The organism is Methylobacterium komagatae, assembly GCF_042661665.1.
GTDB lineage: Bacteria > Pseudomonadota > Alphaproteobacteria > Rhizobiales > Beijerinckiaceae > Methylobacterium > Methylobacterium komagatae.
In genome coordinates this window covers 4,235,741-4,255,065 of sequence record NZ_JBHSWN010000001.1, presented here as the reverse complement: position 1 = coordinate 4,255,065, position 19,325 = coordinate 4,235,741, and the positions used below count along the sequence as shown (strand labels likewise).

The window sequence follows — 19,325 nt, the reverse complement described above, 5'->3', positions numbered from 1 at the left end:
TCCTCGCCCGTACCGGAGATCGCCATGAACCGCCGCCACCTCCTCGCCCTTGCCGCCCTCTGCACGGGCCTTCTCGCCGCCCCGGCGCTCCGGGCAGCCGATGGCAAGCTGGAACTGATCGAGCCCGGCAAGCTGATCGTGGCCACCGACAGCACCTTCGCGCCCTTCAGCATGCGCACGCCGAGCGGCGAACTCGACGGGCTGGAAGTCCGGGTGATGCGCGAGATCTGCCGGCGGATCGGGCTCGAATACAACCCGGTCAACATCAAGTTCGACGCCTTGCTCGTGGGTCTGATGGCCGACCAATACGACATCACCAGCGAGTCGATGGACATCACCCCCACCCGGCAGAAGCAGGTCGCCTTCGCGGATGGGTGGCTCGAATCCGGCGCGCGGATCGTCACCCGCAAGGATACCGGGATCAAGGGACCGGAAGACCTGAAGGGCCGCAATGTCGGCGCCCTCTCGGCCTCGACCTTCGGCAAGCTCGCCGAAGAGCACGGCGCCAACCTCAAGAGCTACAAGACCGCCGCGGACGCCATGCAGGACCTCGTCGGCGGCAACATCGACGCGGTGATCAACGATGCAGTTGCCGGCAACTACGCGATCAAGGCGCGGAAGCTGCCGTTGGTGATGATCGAGACCCCGCTCAGCACTATCCAGAAGGGCTTCGCGATCAAGAAGGGCAAGCCGAACCTGCACGCCGCGGTCAACAAGGCGCTGGCGGAGATGGTCGCCGACGGTACCTACGCCAAACTGCTCACCCCTTTGATCGGCTACGACCCGGCGCCAAAGGAGCCGATCAAGACGTCCGCCATGTGAGCGGATAGGGGGAGGCCATAACAAGACATGATCGGGGGCGGCCCGGTGGGCCGCCCTGGGAGGAACCCCATGAAGACCCTCGACGCCTCGTCCTACACGACCGCGCTCGGCGCCCGTCGTGAGCAGAGCCTCGGCCAGATGGCCTATGATCGGCTGCTCGACCTGCTCGTGCGGCGCGACCTTCCGGCCGGGACCGTGCTGCACGAGCGCCGCCTCGCCGAGATGCTCGACATTTCGCGCACGCCGACCCGCGAGGCGATGTCGCGGCTGGAGACCGAGGGGCTGATCGAGCGGCAGCCCGGTGGGATGCTCGTGGTCAAGGAATTCTCTCTCCGCGAGCTGATCGAGATTCTGCACGTCCGCCGCCTGCTGGAACGGGAGAGTGTGACGCTCGCGACCGGACGGATACCGGCCGCCGCGCTCGAGGATCTGCGCGAGCAGAGCGAGGCACTGCTCGCGGCGGGCGATCCGGACGCGCCGGGCAACTGGGAGGTCGACCGCCGTTTCCACGAGCTGATCGCCGATAGCAGTCACAACGCGACGCTCGCCAAGACGATCAAGGATCTGCGGCTCAAGACGCAGATGTTCAATCTGAGCCGGATGCCCGAGCGGTTCGAGGCTGTGCATCGCGAGCACCTCGCTGTCGTCGCCGCCCTGCAGGCTGGAGACGCGGCGGCGGCGGCGGACGCCATCGCGACCCATCTCGAGAACTTCAAGCAGGGAATCATCCGTCGCCTGAGCGAGTTCTGAGGCAGGGGCGGCGCCATGCAAGAATTCGCGCATCTGCGCGGCGGCGAGGCCGCCTTCCCAGAGGAGGAATTCGCCGTCCGGCAGGCGGCGGCCCGGGCTGCGATCGCCGCCGCCGGCCACGATGCCCTGGTGGTGACGAGTCCGGAGACGATCTACTGGCTGACCGGTCGCCAGACGGCGGGATATTTCGCCTTCCAGGCCCTCCTCGTTCCCGCGGAGGGTGAGCTCTCCCTGCTGGTGCGCCAACTCGAACTGCCGGGTGCGGCGGCCAATACCTGGCTCAACGACATTCAGGCCTATCAGGACGGGACAGACCCTGCCGACGCCCTGGCGGCCCTCCTGCGCCGGCGCGGCTTCGTCCGGCCGGCGATTGAGCGGGACGGCTGGTTCGTCTCAGCCGCCCTCACTGCACGGATCGGCGGGGCGCTCGGAAGCGACCTCCTCCCCGACGGATCGGGGCTCCTCGGCCCCTTGCGCGCCGTGAAATCGGCGGCCGAACTTCAGGCGATCCGGGCGGCCGCCCGTTACACGCAGGCCGGGCTCGCCGCCGGCATCGCCGCCTGCGGCGCAGGCACCGATGAGAACGCCGTCGCCGCGGCCATGCTCGCAGCCGCGACGACAGCCGGGTCAGAAGCGATGGCGATGGAGCCTCTGGTCTCGTCGGGCCCCCGTAGCGGACTGCCGCACATGACGTGGCGTCGGCGGCGCCTGGAGTCGGGCGACGCGGTATTCCTCGAACTCGCGGGCAGCCATGCGCGCTATCACACGGCGCTGATGCGCAGCGTCTGGATTGGAGCGCCGCCGGTCGAGGCACAGCGGATGATGGATTGCGCCCTGCGCGCGCTGGACGCGGCCCTCGATGCGATCCGGCCCGGCCGCCCCTGCTCGGCCCCGCACGAGGCCGCGCAGGCCGTGATCGACGCGGCGGGCTACGGCCCGGCCTTCCGCAAACGCATCGGCTATTCGATGGGGATCGCCTTCGCCCCGGACTGGGGAGAGGGTGGTCTGTTGAGCCTGTTCACCGGGATCGACCGGCCGATCGAGCCCGGCATGGTGTTCCACCTGCCCGCGACCCTGCGCTGCTACGGGTCCTGGACGGTCGGCGCGTCCGAAACCGTGATCGTCACCCCACACGGCGCCGAACCGCTTTCCGATCTGCCCCGCGCTCTGACCCTGCGGTGAAGCGCTTCGAAGCCCATTCCAACTACGAGGATCGCGCGATGACCCGGACCGTCTACCTCAATGGCGACTGGCTGCCGGAGACCGCGGCGAAGATCTCGATCTTCGACCGCGGTTTCCTGTTCGCCGACGCGGTCTACGAGGTGACGGCGGTGATCGGTGGCCGTCTCATCGACTATCACGGCCACGCTGCACGCCTGCAGCGATCTACGGCCGAGCTCGGCATTCCCTGTGGCCTCGATCCCGAGGCGCTGCTCGCCGTTCACCGGGAGATCGTGCGGCGCAACGACCTCCGGGAAGGTCTGATCTACCTCCAGATCTCCCGCGGGGTAGCCGACCGTGATTTCGCCTATCCGAACGGTGCAGAGCCTACCTTGGTCCTGTTCACGCAATCCAAGCCGGTCTTGGAGAACCCCCGTGTGGCCGCAGGAATTACGATCGCCCTCGTGCCGGACCAGCGCTGGACCCGGCGCGACATCAAGACAGTGCAGCTCCTGCCAGCCTCCATGGCCAAGATGGAAGCGCTTCGGCGGGGCGCCGACGACGCGTGGCTCGTCGAGGACGGCTTCATCACCGAGGGGAGTGCGGCCACAGCGCATATCGTGACGCAGGCTGGAAGCTTGGTGACCCGGGGCCTCTCGAGCGCCTTGCTTCACGGCATCACCCGCGCGAGCCTCCTTGATATCGCTCGCTCCGAGGGTATCCCCGTGGAGGAAAGGGCCTTCACCCCCGATGAGGCGAAAGCCGCCGCGGAGGCCTTCATCAGCTCGGCGACGAACTTCGTTCTACCGGTTACGCGGATCGACGGGACGCCGGTGGGTGATGGGCGACCCGGACCGATCTCGATGCGGCTTCGGCAGCGATATTTAGAGGTCCGACTAGCCGATGCGGTCTAACACCCCACCGGAAAAGACGAAGGCGACGTCTGCTTCGACGGCTCCATGCTTTGAGAGCAGCCACTCGCTTTCGGCCAGGAGCGACCGGCAGCCGCGCGCCCATCCCCGGCCATTCGGCAGCTATTGCTATCCTCCCCAAAGCGGATATCGGCGTGGGGTAGATCGCATCGACGAAGATGCAGACGATGAACGGGAAAGCTGGCCCGCCAAGCGGACCAGAAACAGGACAGCAATCGATGTTCACATGCTGAGCGCTCGATAGCTTCGCTGTTTTCCGACCTCGTACGTCTCAGATTTACTATCAGAATAACTCAATATCCGGCAAAGCGTTCGCCATCGAAGCTTGTCTGCGTGCGAGACGATCATTGTCATGCTGAATCTGCGTGACGTAACCTGAGCGGATACGGTCCATGAGGATTGCCGGCGTTGCCGTGGGCGTCGTATCCAGCCCCGACAGCGCATCTCTCTGATCATCGAGTATCTGGTGCAGAAGGATTATGGCAGCACCGACGCCCTCTATTTGCTGACGCACGACATCCTGAAACTGAATTTTCCCGAAAGTCTCCATGATTTGAAGTGATATCGCGTGATTGCGCTCATCGATCGCGCCCAGCTCTTCCTGTGCCGCCCCCACCGCCGCGAAGGCCTGAGACAGCCCGCTGACCTCTTCGACCAGCTGCTCGATATGCGCTTGCTCGGCTTGGGCGCGGGCTTCGGTGCGGGAGGCCAGCAAGTTCACCTCGACGGACTCCTTGATCGCCAGCACCTTATGGCTCGCGTCGGTCACCGCACTGCGGGAACGCTGGGCCAGCGTTCGCAACTCGCGCGCGACGACGCCGAAGCCGAGCCCGGCCTCGCCCGCACGCGCCGCCTCGATGCTCGCGTTGAGGGCCAGCATGTTGGTCGCCTGACCGACCTGCTCCAGAACCTGGGTCAAGCCATCGAGGTCCTTCATCTGTTCGGCGATCGCGGCGAGATGCTCACGCTCGGAGCGCGTCTCGTCGAGACGGATTTTCAGATAGCCGTGCAGGGCGGCGGCGAGGGCGGAGTACGCCGTGTCGCCATGCGCCACCAGCCCGCCCATGCGCTGCCGCGTGGTTCCGATGAAGGCTGCCGCGTCGGAGAGGGCGTCGTCGAGCGCCCGTAGCTGGGTCAGCAATCCGGAGGCGGCCTCTTCGGTCTGTTCGACGATGCTGCGCAGCTGAACGTCGGCAATCGCGAAGAACGGTTCGAGTTCGGTCAGGGTGCGGCACGCCTCCGCGACGGCCCGCGGATCGCACGGCGAAGGCGCTTGGAAAATCTCGGCCGGAGCGACAAGGGGCGTCGGACGTGCTTCCGCGGCAAACGGCGCGACGGGCTCGGCGCGGTCGGCGGAACGCACGCGCCCCGCGATCTCGGCCGCGAGAGCGCCGAAGCCGGCGAGGAGGCCCGCCGCGACCCCTTGCGCTGGGGTCGCAAGCCCGAGGGCCCAGAGTACGCCGCCGACCGGCATGCCGGCGAGGGTGCCGAAGCGGGCGGGACGGAGAGCGGCGGCGTGGCGCATCGTATCTGACCGGTACGGGTGCTGTTGTTGGAAGGGGCGGGCCGGGCCGGCTCAGGCGGCCTTCGGCTGCACCGCCGGCGCGACCTGCTTGATCACCTGCAACAGCTTGTCGGCCTGAACGGGCTTGACCAGCCAGCCCGTGGCCCCGGCCTGACGGGCCGCGTCGCGCTTCTCCTGTTGCGACTCGGTGGTCAGCACGAGCATCGGGGTGAAGCGGAAGGCGGGGAGCTTGCGCAACTCGCCGATCAGCTGGACCCCGTCCATGCCGGGCATGTGGAAGTCGGTGATCACGAGCCCGGGGGCGAGGCCGGCGCGGGCCTTGTCGAGGGCGGCCTCGGCATGCGGCGCGCGCTCGACCGCATAGCCGGAGCGGCTGAGGATGTCGGACATGCTCGCCAGGATCGTCGGCGAATCGTCGACCAGCAGAACGGGCTTCATGGTTCCTCTCCGAACGGCATGTAGTTCTTGGGGGGAAAATCGCTGTCTAGTGCAAAATTTCACGACAGACGTGATTTGCGAGATCATCGAACTCGGCGACTGATCTTGTTCTAGGTCGATAATACTTTACGGGTTGTTGCTGTTCGAACGCTTCGGCGAGGGCAATATCTGGCCGGATCCCGGGGAGCATCCGTCCCGCTCCGAAGCGCGCGGTGAGCGGGCGCGCGTCTCACGTTGCATCGTCACGCGCAGATCGACCTGGACCGGCAGGAGACTCAGGCCCCTCAGGCGGGGGTTGAGCCCCGCCGCGACCCGGAAATAGGACCTCGCGAACTGTCCGACGCCGTCGACTGCCAGATGATGCAGGAGGGTCGGCACGATGACGTAATCGGCGGCCGCCAGGGCACTGACGAGGAGAGCATCGGCGGAGGGCGACGTGTCGATGATGATCGCGTCGTAGGCGGCAGCGAGCGGAGCGAGCGCACGGGCGAGGCCGAGGGGCGGCGTCGCCGTCGTCACGCCCGCGAAGCTGCGGTTGGCGGGCAGTACGTCGACATTCGCGAAGGCGGAGCGGCGTATCCCGGCGGCGAGCGGCGTGGCGGGATCCTGGAAATGGTCGTGCACCGTCGTATCCTTGGGCGCGGCGCAGATGCCGAACCCGAGCCCGGCATGCCCCTGGCTGTCGAGATCGACCATGAGGACGCGCGCGCCGTGGCCGCCGAGGGCTGCGGCGAGGTTCACCGCAGTGGTCGTCTTCGACGTGCCGCCCTTACGGTTCGACACCGCGATGACCCGCGCGGTCACGCCCGCTCCTCCCGACCGCATCCGGCGAGGCAAGCGGCAGCCACCGGATCGGCGGGAAGGCCGACGAGGCGCGCCGCACAGGCCATCAGCACCTGCAGGATCGCAGTGTGGGCGTGCTCCAGGCTGCGGACATCGACCGGGCGCGCCGGATCGGCCCGCAGGGCTTCCAGCAGCGGTTCCGCCTCCTCGATGGAACAGGCGCCGGCGAGCACGATGGGATCGGAGGAGAGATCGAGCGGCATCAGACCAGATCCGGCAGGTTGAGAACGAGGAGCACGCGGCCGTCGCCGAGCAGCGCCGTGCCGGAGAAGCCCGAGAGGCCCGACAGCAGCCCGTCGAGGGGCCGCACGATCACCTCCATGCGTTCGCGGAAGCCGTCGACCACGATGCCGACCCGCTCGCGCCCGATCCGGACCACCATCACGGCCTCTTCCTCGGGCGGCTCGGCGGCGCTGGGGGCGAGGCCGAGACTGTCGGAGAGCCGCACCAGTGGGATCACCGCGTCACGCAGCACGAAGGTCTCGCGCTGCTTGATCCGGTGGAGCTGGCTGCGGGGCACCTTCACGGTCTCGGCCACGGCCTCCATGGCGACGCCGTATTGCTGGCCGCGTACCTCGACCGTCACGATCCGCGTCACCGCCATGGTCAGCGGCAGCTGCACGGTCACGCAGGTGCCGTCGCCGAGCCGACTGGCCAGCCAGACGTCGCCGCCGGCCTTGCGCACGGCCGAGCGAACCACGTCCATGCCGACGCCCCGGCCCGAGAGGTCCGAGACCTGTTCCTTCGTCGAGAAGCCCGCCGCGAAGACGAGGTTGACGACCTCCTCCGGCGACATCTGGGCGGCCTGATCCGGCGTGATCAGGCCGACGCGCAGCGCCTTGTCCCGCACCGCCGCCGGATCGATGCCGCCCCCGTCATCGGCGACCTCGATGATGACGTTGTCGTTCTCCTGACGGGCCGAGAGCCGGAGCGTCCCCTGCGGCGGCTTGCCGGCCCGGCGGCGCTGCTCGGGCGTCTCGATCCCGTGGTCCAGCGAGTTGCGGACCATGTGGATCAGCGGATCGGCGAGGCTCTCCAGGACGTTCTTGTCGGCCTCCGTGTCTTCACCCTGGACGACCAGCTCCACCTCCTTGCCGAGCTTGCGCGAGATGTCGCGCACAAGGCGGGGGAAGCGCTGGAAGACCTGGCTGACGGGCATCATGCGGATGGCCATGACGCCGACCTGAAGGCTCTGGGCGATCCGGTCGATGACCGCGTACTGCTCCTTGATCTCGCGTCCGAGCTGGCGCGAGCCGCTGACCTGCTCGGCCCGCCCGGCGAGATAGGCGAGGCCGTTCTTGGCCACCGTCGAGCTCGGCCACGAAGTTCATGAGGGCGTCGACCTTGCCCTGCTCGACCCGCAACATGCGGGCCGGGCCCTTGCCGTCCGCGACCTCGGCGGGACCCGGCGCGGGCGGCGGAGGCGGGGAAGCCGGTTCAGGACGGGCGGCCGTCGCGGGCTCGGCCCGGCCCGTTTCCGGCACCGGGCGAGCGTCGGCGCTCCCGGCAAGCCGAGCCAGCAGCGCGGCCGCGTTCCCGTCGCGGGCCGCCGCCTCGATGGCGGGGGCGAGCCTCACCCCGGCCTCGCCGAGATGCGGGAGGCAGCGGCGCAGGACCGTCAGGGCGGATTCGAGGCGGCCCGCCGCGAGGCCCGGTTCCGCAGGGCTCGCGAGCATGTCGGTCTGGCTCGCGAGGATCCGCAGCGCGGTCTCGTCGGCCGAGCCCGGGACGGGCGCAGGCGCTTGCGCTGCCGTCGGCGCACCACCCTCCGCGATGCCGCCCCCTACCCCGGCGATGAGGCGGGCGAGCAGGTCCGCATCGCCACCGGCTTCGGCGACTTCGGCGATCCAGCGTAGGGCCGAGGCCTGCCGGGTATCGTCGGCGATGATCGCCAGAAGCGTTCCGGCCGTGCGGGCGAGGGCCGCCCGGTCGCCGGCGGCCAGCAGGACATGGGCTTGCGTCGAGAAGTCCGAGAACATCTCGGCCGGGTCGTCGCGTCCGGCCGGCACGGCGAGGTCGTCGGGGCGGATCGCCACGATTTCCACCTGGTCGGTGACGTAGCGCAGATGCTCCGTGAGCACTTCCGGGGTCGCAGCCGCCAGAACGTGGAATGTGAGGGCGCAGACGAAGGGATCGAAGGCCGAAGGATGCGGCCAGGGCTCGTGCGGCCGTGCGGCCACGGCGAGGAGGCCGGGCGACTGCGCCACCAGATGGGCTGGGTCGTCTCCCCGGAAGAAACACTCGGCATCGGGCCGGTAGCGCCACGCGGCGAGCGGCGCGCCGGAGGCCATGGCCTCGCGGTAGCAGGCCCGGCGCGCGGCCTCGGGCAGCATCGCGATCCAGGCCGGAGCGGCCCCAGCGGATCGAACCGCCTGATCGGATGCGCGCGCAGTGTCCTCGGGCGCCAGCCAGCGTCGCAGGGCCGCGACACGCGCGACCATCGTGGCCTCGGCATCCTCGGGCAGGCTTTCCCGGGTCTCTAACGCGTCGATCCAGTGACCGACGAGGTCGAGGCTGTCGAGGAGACCGTCGACGATCTCCGGGTCAAGGTCGAGGCTGCCGGCGCGCATCTCGACGAGAAGGTCCTCGGCCGCGTGGACGAGGTGCGTCAGCGGCGCGATGTCGAACAGCCCCGACGTGCCCTTCAGGGTGTGGACCGCCCGGAAGATGTCGTTGAGGGCGTCGGGGCTGCGCGACTTTTCCAGCTGCAGCATGCCGGTGCCGGCGAGCCCAGAAGTTCGCGTGCCTCGGGGATGAATTGGGCGAGAAGGGCGTTCATCGCGTGGCTCCCGCCATCAGGGTCGCGACCCGGGACAGGGTCTCCGGGCGCACGGGTTTGGCCAGGTAGAGGTTGGCGCCGACCGCGTAGGCGCGTGCGCGGTCCTCCGGGCCGTTCTCCGTCGAGATCATCACGACCGGCACCGCCTGGAGCTCAGGCATCGCCCGCCCCTGCCTGAGGAAGGCGTAGCCGTCCATTTTGGGCATGTTGACGTCGACAAGCACGAGGTCGAAGGCCTGCTCCATGGCCTTCTCCAAGCCCTCGAAGCCGTTGGCCGCCTCGTCCACCGCGAAGCCGGCGTCTTCGAGCACGTCGCGGTAGTACATGCGCACGGTCGTGGCATCGTCCACGACAAGAATACGGGCCATCTCAAGCCTCGGCGCTGAGGGGTTTCTGATACACGATCGCCTCCGGGAACTTGCGGATGGCGAACAGGGACGAGATCCGGCTCATCGATTCCGAGTGGCCGAGGCAGACGAAGCCACCCGGATCGAGCGCTTCGTAGATCGTCTGCGCCGCCTCGCGGCGGGACTCGTCGTCGAAGTAGATGAGCAGGTTGCGGCAGAACACGACGTCGAAGTTGCGGAACTGCCGGGTCGAGAGCGGATCGGAGAGGTTGACGCGGGTGAAGGCGATCGAGTCCCGGATGTCGGCGATCACCTCGTAGTCGCCGCGCCGCCGCCGCATGAACCGTTCGAGGGTCGGCTTGGGCACGTGCTGCACCGATCGGTCGCCGTAGACCCCCGACCGGGCCTGATCGAGCACGGTCGTGTCGATGTCGGAGGCGACGATCTCGACATCGTAGCGGTCGACGTCGGCCCAGTTGTCGAGAAGCTGGAAGGCGATCGAATAGGGCTCCTCGCCGGTCGAGCAGGGCACCGACCAGATCCGCACCGGATCGCCCTGGCGCTTGCGACGGGCGATCTCGGGAAGGATCGAGCGGACGAGGCAGCGGAACTGGTACTCCTCGCGGTAGAAATAGGTCTCGTTGACGGTCATCAGGTTGACGAGGGCCTGGAACTCCTCGCCGCTCGCCTGGAAACGCAGCATGTTGAAGTAGTCGCGAAACCCGTGCTGGCCGGCGGCCAGCATTCGTTCCTGCAGGCGCTTGTCGACGAAGTAGCGCTTGTTGTCGGCGAACATGATTCCGGTCTTGCGGTAGAAGAAGTCGCGGAACTTCGCGAAGTCGCCGTCCGTGACCACCGGGTCCGGCCGGTCCGGCTCGCGCCGGCTGGCTTGGGCGCTCATGGCGGAGGTCCCTCAGGCGATGCGGCGCAGGGCGGCCTTGGCCGCGAAGCGCAGGAAGGGCTCGTCGGGGAAGCGATCGACCGCAGCCGCGATCGCCTGCACCATGTCGGGCCTGCCGATCTCGGCAAGCACGTCGAGGGCGGCGGCGCAGACATTGACGTGCGCATCCCGCTCCAGCGCCCGCAGCGCGAGGTCGGCGGCGGCCGGGTGGCGCAGGCTCGTGAGCACGTTCACGGCGAAGATGCGGTGATCGCTGTCGGGATGATCGAGGTTGCGCTCCAAGGCCTCGAGCACGGCCGCATCCATGCCCTGAAGCGTCTCGATCGCGGCGTTGCGCAGCCAGACATCCTCGGAATCGAGGAGGGCGAACAGGTGGGCGACCGCCTCGGCGGTGCCGATCGCGCCGAGCGCTGCGAGGAGAGCCTCACGCACGCTGTCATCGGACTCGATCCGCAGGCGTTCGGCGAGCGCGTCCACTGCGTCCGGGTCGGTGGCGCGCGCGCGAGCCGCCTGCCGACGGACCGTCGCGCTAGCCGCATCGAGCGTCGGCTCTGATGGGGACGCTGTGGTCGCGGCGGGATCGAGTTTGGGGCGGACGAGAGCCATGGGAACCTCGGAAGGGCCGCGTCAGGACAGCCAGGACAGGATCTGGGCGGGGACGGCGCGGGCCGGCAGCGTGAGCGTGGCGCCGCCGAGCCGGATCAGCTCGGCCGGCATGCCGAAGACGACCGCCGTCTCCTCGGACTCGGCGATGGTGCGTCCCCCGCCTTGCGGAGCTCGGCCATCGCCGCCGCGCCGTCATTGCCCATGCCGGTGAGCTGGACGGCTACGAGCGCTTCGGGCGGGAAGGCGGCGCGGGCCGAGCGCACCAGCCGCTCGACGCTGGGGTGCCAGCGCATCTGCGGATCGGTGGGCACGCAGGTGACGACGTGGCGCCCGAGCCTGCGCTCGATCACCACGTCGGCATCGCCCCGGCCGACATAGACGCGCCCGGGCGTCAGCGGCATCGGCCCGGCGACCTCGGCGACGTCGAGGGCGCAGATCCGGTCGAGGCGCTGGGCGAAGGGCCCGGTGAACGAGCCCGGCATGTGCTGGGCGACGACGACCGGCCAGGGCAGGTCGGCCGGCAGCTCGGGCAGGATCTCCTCCAGCGTGCGCGGCCCCCCGGTCGAGACGCCGATAAGAATGAGCCCCTCGGTGCGGCCGAGCGCGGCCGCCCGGCGCGGTGCGGCGGACGGGGCCGTGCGAGCGCGGCGCACCCGGTCGAGGAGCCCACGGGCGCGGCGCGGCTTGGCACGCGCCGCGACCCGGACCTTCTCGACCATCTCGCGGCGGATCGCGTCGATGTTGAGGGAGACCGTGCCGCCGGGCTTCTCGACATAGTCGACCGCCCCGAGCTGCATCGCCTCCAAGGTCACTGCCGCGCTCTCGCTGGTGAGCGAGGAGACCATCACCACCGGGCGCGGGGCGCTGGTCATGATCTCTCCGAGGCAAGTCAGGCCGTCCATCTCGGGCATGTTGACGTCGAGGGTCACCACGTCGGGCTCGAAGGTGCCGATCTGCTCGAGCGCATCGCGCCCGTTGCGGGCGGTGCGGATCTCGAACGTGCCGGCCTCCTCGAACACGGTGCGCAGATGCTTCCGCATGAGGGCGGAATCGTCGACGATCAGAAGCTTCGTCATTGCGGGTCCGCTCTCGCTCAAGCCGCCTGACGCAGGTCCGCCACCTCGCTCCGGCTGAGCAGGCGCGCGACGTCGAGCAGCATGATGATGCGCTTGGACTCGGCGAGGTTCGCGATGCGGTCGACCGCCCCGCCTCCGTCCTGGCCGAGATCGGGTGCAGGCCCGATCACCGCGCGCGGGATTCTGAGGACTTCCGAGACCGCATCGACGATGAAGCCGGTGCGCACGCCCTCGATCAGGAAGACCATGATCCGCTGCCGGTCGTTGCGCTCCGTATCCGGTAATTGGAAGCGGCGCCGCTGATCGACCACAGGGAGCACCGCGCCCCGCAGATTCACCACGCCCTCGATGAAGGGCGGGGTCCTCGGCACGCGGGTCAGCTGCTCGGGCACCCGCACGATCTCATGGACCGCGTCGATCCGTACGCCGTATTCCTCGCTGGCGAGGCGGAACACCACGAACTGCTCTTCGTCCTCGGCCTTCTGGCTCATGCGCTCGTCCTTCGCCGTACCCGTTTGATCCGTGGTCGTTCCCTCGAGCCGCGTGGCCGCGTCGAACAGGCGCTCGGCCGAGAGGATCGAGACGAGGCGCTTGCCCTGGTCGATCCGGCAGATCGCCTCGACCTCGCGCAGCGAGCCGCCCCCCGAGAGCAGGTCGGGCAGCGGGTCGACGATGGCGCGAGGGACGCGCAGAACCTCCTTCACGGTGTCGGTGACGATGCCGACCGAGCGCGCGGCCCCCTGGCCGCCCCAGGAGACCACGACGATGCGGCTCTGGTCGCACAGACCGGTCTCCGCGAGCCCGAACAGGGTGCGCAGGCTCACGAGCGGCAGCAGCCGGTCGCGCAGGTTGATCACGCCGATCATGGAGGCGTCTGCACGCGGGACCGTGTTCACGACGTCCGGGACTTGAACGATCTCCTGCACGTGCTCGATGGGCAGCGCGTATTCCTGGCCGGCAAGCCCGAAGGACACGAGCTGGATCTCGTCCGAGACCGTCGTCTCGGCGCGCGCAGCGCCGGCCTCGGCGGGGATGTCGGTTCGCTCCCCTTTGCGGTCGGCCGGGCGGGAGGGCGCTCCGCTCTGCATGAGCCGCGTCGGATCGATGATCATCACCATCCCCCCGACCCGGCGGATGATGCCCGACAGCATGTCGGTGTCGACGGTGCTCTGCAGTCCCTCGGTGCCGTCGATCTCGGAAGGCTCGCTCGTCACGACGCTCGCCATCCGGTCGACCACGAAGCCGAAGGGCGTGCCCTGGCTGACGACGACGACCCGGGTGGCGTCGTCGTGCGCGCGTTCGGGCAGGCCGAAGACGCGGCGCAGGCTCGTGACCGGCAGCACCGTGCCGCGCAGGTTGGCGAGCCCCGCGAGGTTCTGGGGGGCCAGCGGCACATCGACCATCTCCGGCAGGCGGATGATCTCCTGCACCTCGGCCAGCGGCACCGCATAGGTCTCGCGATCGATCAGGAAGGTCACGAATTGCCGCGCGGTGGCGGATGCGGCGGACCGGTCGCCCGACTCGGACGGGATGTGGGGATCGTGGGACATGGCGGTTTTCCGGACTGAACGGGACGGGGCTGCGGCGGGGCCGCCCGGCAGGGGCGGCCCCTCGGTCTCACGGCGCGTCGCGCTCAGTCTTGGTTCTGCAGCTCGTCGGCGAGGGAGGCGATCTCCTCGATCGCGGCGGCGAGCTCCTCCGCCCCCTTCGACTGCTCGCGGGCCGCCTGCTGCGCCTCGACAGCGGCCTGCCCGGCCTGCTGGGCGGCCGCCGAGATCTGGTCGACCCCCTTCTTGGCCTCGCCGAGATTGTCCACGATCAGGCTCGACCCTTCGAGGATCTGGCGGTTGCCGGAGAGCACGGCGCCCATGTCCTCCGCAGCGGTCAGGAGGTTCTGGGTGATGGCCTTGTTCTTCTCGACCTCCGCCGCAGCGGCCCCGGAGATCTCCTCCAGGTCGCGGCGCACGAACACGATCTGGTCCTGGATCGCCTTCACCAAGTCCTTGATCCGCTCGGCGTTCTCGGAGGAATCCCGGGCGAGGTTCCGGATGTCGGTCGACACCACCATGAAGCCCTTGCCGAACTCGCCAGCCCGGGCCGCTTCGATCGAGCCGTTCACCGCCAGCATGTTGGTCTGGATCGCGACCGTGGTGATCGCGTCCACGATCTTGTCGATCTTCCGGCTCACGCCTTCGAGGGCGTTGATCTGCTCGCGGCTCTTATTGGTCTCGTCGAGGGAGTGACCGACGCCGCGCACCAGCTCGTCCACGGCCTGACGGTTCTCCTGCAGCTGCGTCGTGATCAGGTCGCCGCGCTCCAGGGCTTCCTGCGCGCGCTCCCGCGAGAACAGCGCCCCCTTCTCGATCTGGGCGATGGCGGCCGCCGATTGCTGTGAGGCGGCCGATTGCTGCTGCGCGCCGCGGTTGATCTGATCGAGCGCGGTCATGATCTGGGCGGCGGCGCGATTGATCTCCTCCACGGCGGAGGACAGCTCCTCGGCGGCGGAGGCGACCTCCTCCGGCTCTTGGCGATGTCGGTGGAGTTGCGCAGTTCCTCGGACAGGGCGGACAGCTCGCCCGAGGCCTGCTCGCTCTGGCCGAGCGCCGTGGTCTGCTGCTCGACGGTCTTCAGCGATTCCTGGCAGGCCGAGGATTGCTCCTCGGCGGCGGCGGCGATCGACTCGGCGCCCTTCTGGGCCTCGATGGCGGCCTTTTCGGATTCGACGGCGGTGCGCGCGATCGCCTCGGCGCCCTTCATCACCTCGACCATGGTCGAGCGCACGCTGCCGAGCTGCGCCGTGATGGCCTTGCCCTTCTCGACCTCCTGCAGGGTCCCTTCGGCCGAGCGGTTGATGCCGTCCGCGATCACCTTCACATCCGTCTGGATGCGACCGATGAGTTCCTGAATCTCCTGGGCGCTCTTCTCGGAGGTCTCGGCGAGCGTGCGGACCTCGTCGGCGACGACCGCGAAACCCTTGCCGTGCTGGCCGGCGCGGGCGGCCTCGATCGCCGCGTTCAGGGCGAGCAGGTTGGTCTGGTCGGCGATGCGCGCGACGGCGCGGACGATATCGCCGATCGTGGCGGCCTGACGCTCCAGTTCGACGATCATCGTCACCGAGGCCGCCTGCCGGTCGGAGGCGGTCGAGATCGACATGATGCTGGCCGCGATCTGCTGGCCGACGCCGGCGATCAGTTCCTGCAGGGCCTCGCTCTTCTGCCGCGATGCTTCCGCCTCACTCCGCGCCGTGCCGATCGCGTCGGAGACCACGGTGACGGCGCGCTGCGACTGCTCGGAGGCGCTGGCAGCCTGCTCGGCGCCGCTCGCGATCTGCTCCATCGCCCGGCGCAGCTCCTCGGCGGCCAAGGAGGCCTCGGCCACGCCGCTCGAAAGCTGAGCGGTGGCTGCGGCGATGCGCTCGGCCGCCTTCTGCTGCTTGGCGAAGGTCCGCGCCTTGCGTCGGTTCTCCTCGTTGAGGCGGCCGAGCTGCTTCATCGCAGCCTGTTCACCGCCGCGCGCCAGCGACTGCGGCCCTGGCAGAGCCGCCTTCTTCACGAGAGCCATCAAGTCTATCCTTGGAAAAAGCGATCTCGATCGTGACCTCGAAGGATCAGACCAAGGTGAGCGGCGTCTCAGTGGGGAGGCGCGTGTGTAATTTGGGCGCCCAATCGCTTAATGCATTCCTAAGATGCTGGCTCGGACGTTAGGGCTAACAGTTAGCTGCAGAGCGCGTCGGTTTCTGCTCTTGGACCTGCGGAGATCGTGCGTCTGCATGGCCCAAGATCACGCCCGCGTCCCGGAGTTGCGTGGAGAGGGCGATGAGCACGCCGGTGCGCAGAGCTTGTCGCTGATCGGTTTCCAGAATGGCCGAGTGCGCAACATCGCGGATTCGCCCGGCGAACTCGGCCTTGAGATCCAAGGCCTCGCGTATCGCTCCAGGCTCGGCGTCAGCCTGTCTTTCAGGCGTCGGTGGATGATCAACGATCGTGCCGACCCAGCCGCGGCAGGTTCCATCCGGCCGTTCGAGTGGCACCGCCCGCGCCAGCATCGCCTGGTAGCGGCCGTCCTGCTGCCGGACCCGGAAGCTCAGTTCGAAGGCGGCGCCCGCTCGGCAGCGCGTCGTCCAGCTCTGTGAGACACGTTCCCGATCCTCGGGATGCAGCGCTCCCAGCCATCCTGTCCCCCGGTACAGATCCTCCTCCTGCCCGGTTCGCTCGCTCCAGCCCAGACTCTGTGTGAGGTGGCCGTCAGGCTCTGCACGCCACTCGATGACCGCGCTCGCCTTGACCAGCGCGGCATAGCGTTCCTCGCTCTCGCGCAAAGCGGCAGCGAGAAACTCATCGGGCGCGCCGGCCGGGCCGGTCTGGTTCTGCGAAGGAGGCTGACGGAAGACGGGTTCGTAGCAGCCGACAGGAAGCTCAACGACGACTTGGCGCGGCTCAGGACCAGCATAGATCCGCTGCAAGGTGGCCCGAAGGCGGCGAATTTCGACGCGCACGATGGAATCGGTGACCGGATCGAAATCGTCCGGACGGCCCAGCGCCTCGGTCGCGATCGTGTAAGCCTTCAGGCGCTTACCGCGTCCGGCCAGGCTCTCGCGAACGAGATAGGCGAGGAGTTGGGCCAGCTTGGGCGATTTGCGGAGATGCGCATGCTGCTGGAGACGCGTGAGCTCAGCCTCGATGGCGGCTTGTCCGAGAGAAAGACGATCCATAATTCGACGAGGCCAAGCAAGATCGGTTGCCTACCGCATGAAAGCTGCCGAGAGAGACAACCGTAGTTGAGAGTGCGGGTTCACTCTCGATCACGCCACCGAGGCTTTGCGGGTGGTAAGTTGCACAAAGCTCGTTGGGTCATTGACTAGCGGTGCGCGATTGCTTTGCGTGGATTATTGCGCCCGCCTATCGCGCCCAAACCTGTTGCTTTGGCGATTTGCGAACGATGCTCGGCGTAACCTTGGGCGACCATCGGGTAGTCGGCGGGCAAGCCGTAGCGTTCGCGGTAGCTGGCCGGGTCGAGACCGTGGCTGGTCAGGTGTCGCTTCAGCGTCTTGTACGCCTTACCGTCGATGAAGCTGATCAGCGCATCCGGCATGATCGATTGGCGGATCTGCGCAGGCTTCGGCTTGCCGTAATTTTCGTCTGAAACGTCCGCCCCTGGATTCAGCGTCTTCATCAAGACCTCATGGACGCGCTGAATGAGGCTTGTCGAGCTCGGACATGGGAACCGGATTGTGCAAGACATACGCAGATACAAGTTCGGCCGTTAGCGCTATCGAGCGGTCTTTGTCCTCAATGTTTTCCGGCATCGTATTCTTTTTCTCCAGCAAATCGAGTCTATTTCTGCTGTCCATTCAAATGAATAGCGTGTAACACTGCCGCTCAGTTTTGAAAGTCGACAATATATTTCCTGAGTTGATGTCGTCGTGCGCCCGCTTTACATTGGCGTTGGGGCACCCAACTGCAACTCTTGCGCATTTTGGCATGCGGGCCCTCGATCGCGCAGAACTGCCTTGCGTCATAACCACAGCCCTCCTCGTTTTTGATGCAAACCGTGTAAGTTTGCATCTCGTCATTAGACACGTGTCTGGCCTCGATAATCCTGCAAATGTAGTCGGCGTCGTCTGCTTTGAGGTCGGATGCAGATAAGTTTTGGTTGCAAATCGGCCCTATGAATATGAATAATGAGACCAGCGTCGTTAATTTTGATAATTTCTTCATATCACTAGACGCCAGCAAGATGGCGTGAGTATCCGGAGATCTTCTTTGTTTCGACCTTGGCGATATGTGAGATATGCTGCGCAGGGCCCGATTTGAGTCTCATTTCCGGGTTAGGACACACGCGCCGGGGTGAGCGCGTACACATCGTAGTCAGGCGCAAGCACGGCCGAGGTCAGTGAAGCGACCCCTTTCGCTCTTGTGCGTGATCATCAGGCGTGCTTCGAAGAATTACCTACGCCATGCGAGCTTTCGCTCCTGAACCGGCCGAGATGAGAGCCACCGGTCTCTTGACGGGCGAAGAAACCATGACGATCAGGCTTCGGATCGGCCGGAACAGTGCTCATTGTCGGCTTTTTCGGACAGGCTGAGATCAGGTGAAGACGATCTTCTCGACCGATCACGTCCATCCGCGTGACCGGTTCGACTTTTGGCACGACGTGGCGCGAAAGGATGTCGCCGACCACGCATCGACACCGAGATGTCGGCAGACGTTCCGAGCTCAGCTCCGCTCAGGCTCGATCGGCGCCATCGGCTTGGTCTTGTTCGAGAATTCCGAAATGTCGGTGTCTCACACGCGCCATCATATTACGCACGCCGACACCGACGAGCTTTTCGTCTGCCGACAGTTCGCGGGCAGCGTGTCTCTGGAACAGGACGGACGTGAGGTCCTGCTAGGGGCCGGAGATATCACGCTGATCGACCCGCGCTTGCAGTATCAAGGGCGTTTTTCGGACGATTCCGAGCTCCTTGTGTTGAAGATCCCAAGGCAGCTCATGGAGGCCCGCCTCGGGCAAACGCGGGAGCTGACGGCGCGTGCGGTCAAACCATTGGGTGGCGAGAATCGTCTCCTGTCCGCGAGCCTCGCGATGCTGCCGTTTCAGACGGATGGTCTAAGCCCCGCTGCCGAAGCGCTGATGGAGCCGCACATCCTCGATCTGATCACTCTCTCGTTCAACGGAACGAGGGAAGAGACTGGCGTGCACACGTCGTCAGCCAGAGCACTCGTCCGCGTCAGCCTGCGCGCTGCCGTCGAAGCGCGCTTGGCCGACCGGACGCTCGACGTCGGCACGGTCGCGCGCGCCGCTGGCGTCAGCGTACGATACGCCAATGAGGTGCTGGCCGAAGAAAGCACGTCCATCGCGCAACTCATCCAAGCCCGGCGTCTCGCACGATGTCGGCAAGCACTGGAGGATCCCCTGCAAGCGGGTCGGACGGTCAGCGAGATCGCCTATGGCTGGGGCTTTTCGGACATGACCCATTTCGGCCGACGGTTCAAAGCCGCCTACGGCGTCTTGCCCAGCGAGTACCGCCGTCGCGCCCGGGCGAAGTAGCGGAACCGGGGTAAGGCCCCGGCACGCACGGTATCAATCCCCATACCCGCAAGCGGGGGCCCCTCGTAGCGACTGCTAGTCGAGGGAGGAGTGACCG

At 67.3% G+C, this 19,325-nt stretch carries 20 protein-coding genes and 1 pseudogene; 5 read left to right on the top strand and 16 right to left on the bottom strand.

The window, feature by feature from the left end; translation table 11 throughout:
- Positions 1 to 24: 24 nt before the first annotated feature.
- The 4 genes from ACFQE0_RS21185 (at position 25) to ACFQE0_RS21170 (ending at position 3,647) form a co-directional block, all read left to right on the top strand.
- Complete coding sequence (locus ACFQE0_RS21185; protein ID WP_378973146.1) at positions 25 to 822, top strand: transporter substrate-binding domain-containing protein; 798 nt, start codon at positions 25 to 27, stop codon at positions 820 to 822.
- Between the two features lie 69 nt (positions 823 to 891).
- Positions 892 to 1,572, top strand: a complete 681-nt coding sequence (locus tag ACFQE0_RS21180) for a GntR family transcriptional regulator (RefSeq protein WP_378973144.1) — start codon at positions 892 to 894, stop codon at positions 1,570 to 1,572.
- Positions 1,573 to 1,587: 15 nt separating this feature from the next.
- Positions 1,588 to 2,754: a M24 family metallopeptidase gene (locus tag ACFQE0_RS21175; protein ID WP_378973142.1), complete on the top strand. Its 1,167-nt coding sequence runs from the start codon at positions 1,588 to 1,590 to the stop codon at positions 2,752 to 2,754.
- A 38-nt stretch (positions 2,755 to 2,792) separates the two neighbouring features.
- On the top strand, positions 2,793 to 3,647 hold the full coding sequence (locus ACFQE0_RS21170; RefSeq protein ID WP_378975611.1) for a D-amino-acid transaminase: 855 nt from the start codon (positions 2,793 to 2,795) through the stop codon (positions 3,645 to 3,647).
- Between the two features lie 301 nt (positions 3,648 to 3,948).
- On the opposite strand, the gene ACFQE0_RS21165 is transcribed toward ACFQE0_RS21170, so the two are convergent.
- The 16 genes and pseudogenes from ACFQE0_RS21165 to ACFQE0_RS21090 form a co-directional block, all read right to left on the bottom strand.
- Positions 3,949 to 5,190: a methyl-accepting chemotaxis protein gene (locus ACFQE0_RS21165; protein WP_378973140.1), complete on the bottom strand. Its 1,242-nt coding sequence runs from the start codon at positions 5,188 to 5,190 to the stop codon at positions 3,949 to 3,951.
- Positions 5,191 to 5,241: 51 nt separating this feature from the next.
- On the bottom strand, positions 5,242 to 5,628 hold the full coding sequence (locus tag ACFQE0_RS21160; protein ID WP_378973138.1) for a response regulator: 387 nt from the start codon (positions 5,626 to 5,628) through the stop codon (positions 5,242 to 5,244).
- A 126-nt stretch (positions 5,629 to 5,754) separates the two neighbouring features.
- The gene (locus tag ACFQE0_RS21155) at positions 5,755 to 6,432 is read right to left on the bottom strand and encodes a ParA family protein (protein ID WP_378973136.1); all 678 of its coding nucleotides are present in this window, start codon (positions 6,430 to 6,432) and stop codon (positions 5,755 to 5,757) included.
- Positions 6,429 to 6,674, bottom strand: a complete 246-nt coding sequence (locus ACFQE0_RS21150) for a hypothetical protein (RefSeq protein WP_378973135.1) — start codon at positions 6,672 to 6,674, stop codon at positions 6,429 to 6,431. The genes ACFQE0_RS21155 and ACFQE0_RS21150 overlap by 4 nt, the downstream gene beginning before the upstream one ends.
- Positions 6,674 to 7,645 carry a chemotaxis protein CheA gene (locus tag ACFQE0_RS21145; RefSeq protein WP_378973133.1) on the bottom strand — a complete coding sequence of 324 codons (972 nt, stop codon included), beginning with the start codon at positions 7,643 to 7,645 and terminating at the stop codon, positions 6,674 to 6,676. Before ACFQE0_RS21145 ends, ACFQE0_RS21150 begins: the two co-directional genes overlap by 1 nt.
- Entirely contained in the window at positions 7,536 to 9,185 is a 1,650-nt protein-coding gene (locus ACFQE0_RS21140; protein WP_378973131.1) for an Hpt domain-containing protein, read from the bottom strand. The genes ACFQE0_RS21145 and ACFQE0_RS21140 overlap by 110 nt, the downstream gene beginning before the upstream one ends.
- A 61-nt stretch (positions 9,186 to 9,246) precedes the next feature.
- On the bottom strand, positions 9,247 to 9,618 hold the full coding sequence (locus tag ACFQE0_RS21135; RefSeq protein WP_378973129.1) for a response regulator: 372 nt from the start codon (positions 9,616 to 9,618) through the stop codon (positions 9,247 to 9,249).
- Between the two features lies 1 nt (position 9,619).
- Positions 9,620 to 10,498 (bottom strand): CheR family methyltransferase, encoded by an 879-nt coding sequence (locus ACFQE0_RS21130; RefSeq protein WP_378973127.1) that lies wholly within the window; start codon positions 10,496 to 10,498, stop codon positions 9,620 to 9,622.
- A 12-nt stretch (positions 10,499 to 10,510) separates the two neighbouring features.
- The gene (locus ACFQE0_RS21125; RefSeq protein ID WP_378973125.1) at positions 10,511 to 11,104 is read right to left on the bottom strand and encodes a HEAT repeat domain-containing protein; all 594 of its coding nucleotides are present in this window, start codon (positions 11,102 to 11,104) and stop codon (positions 10,511 to 10,513) included.
- Between the two features lie 21 nt (positions 11,105 to 11,125).
- Positions 11,126 to 12,144, bottom strand: a pseudogene (gene cheB / locus ACFQE0_RS21120) (chemotaxis-specific protein-glutamate methyltransferase CheB).
- Positions 12,145 to 12,197: 53 nt separating this feature from the next.
- Positions 12,198 to 13,730, bottom strand: a complete 1,533-nt coding sequence (locus tag ACFQE0_RS21115; protein ID WP_378973123.1) for a chemotaxis protein CheW — start codon at positions 13,728 to 13,730, stop codon at positions 12,198 to 12,200.
- Between the two features lie 83 nt (positions 13,731 to 13,813).
- Entirely contained in the window at positions 13,814 to 14,659 is an 846-nt protein-coding gene (locus ACFQE0_RS21110) for a methyl-accepting chemotaxis protein (protein WP_378973121.1), read from the bottom strand.
- Positions 14,623 to 15,741, bottom strand: coding sequence for a methyl-accepting chemotaxis protein (locus tag ACFQE0_RS21105; protein ID WP_378973119.1), 1,119 nt, complete (start codon positions 15,739 to 15,741; stop codon positions 14,623 to 14,625). Before ACFQE0_RS21105 ends, ACFQE0_RS21110 begins: the two co-directional genes overlap by 37 nt.
- 145 nt (positions 15,742 to 15,886) lie before the next feature.
- The gene (locus tag ACFQE0_RS21100; RefSeq protein ID WP_378973117.1) at positions 15,887 to 16,891 is read right to left on the bottom strand and encodes a PAS domain-containing protein; all 1,005 of its coding nucleotides are present in this window, start codon (positions 16,889 to 16,891) and stop codon (positions 15,887 to 15,889) included.
- Positions 16,892 to 17,037: 146 nt separating this feature from the next.
- Positions 17,038 to 17,352, bottom strand: a complete 315-nt coding sequence (locus ACFQE0_RS21095; RefSeq protein ID WP_378973115.1) for a Ros/MucR family transcriptional regulator — start codon at positions 17,350 to 17,352, stop codon at positions 17,038 to 17,040.
- A gap of 754 nt (positions 17,353 to 18,106) precedes the next feature.
- Positions 18,107 to 18,361, bottom strand: a complete 255-nt coding sequence (locus tag ACFQE0_RS21090) for a hypothetical protein (protein WP_378975763.1) — start codon at positions 18,359 to 18,361, stop codon at positions 18,107 to 18,109.
- On the opposite strand from ACFQE0_RS21090, the gene ACFQE0_RS21085 reads away from it, so the two are divergent.
- Positions 18,272 to 19,228 carry an AraC-like ligand-binding domain-containing protein gene (locus ACFQE0_RS21085; RefSeq protein ID WP_378973113.1) on the top strand — a complete coding sequence of 319 codons (957 nt, stop codon included), beginning with the start codon at positions 18,272 to 18,274 and terminating at the stop codon, positions 19,226 to 19,228. The genes ACFQE0_RS21090 and ACFQE0_RS21085 overlap by 90 nt on opposite strands.
- Positions 19,229 to 19,325 lie beyond the last annotated feature (97 nt).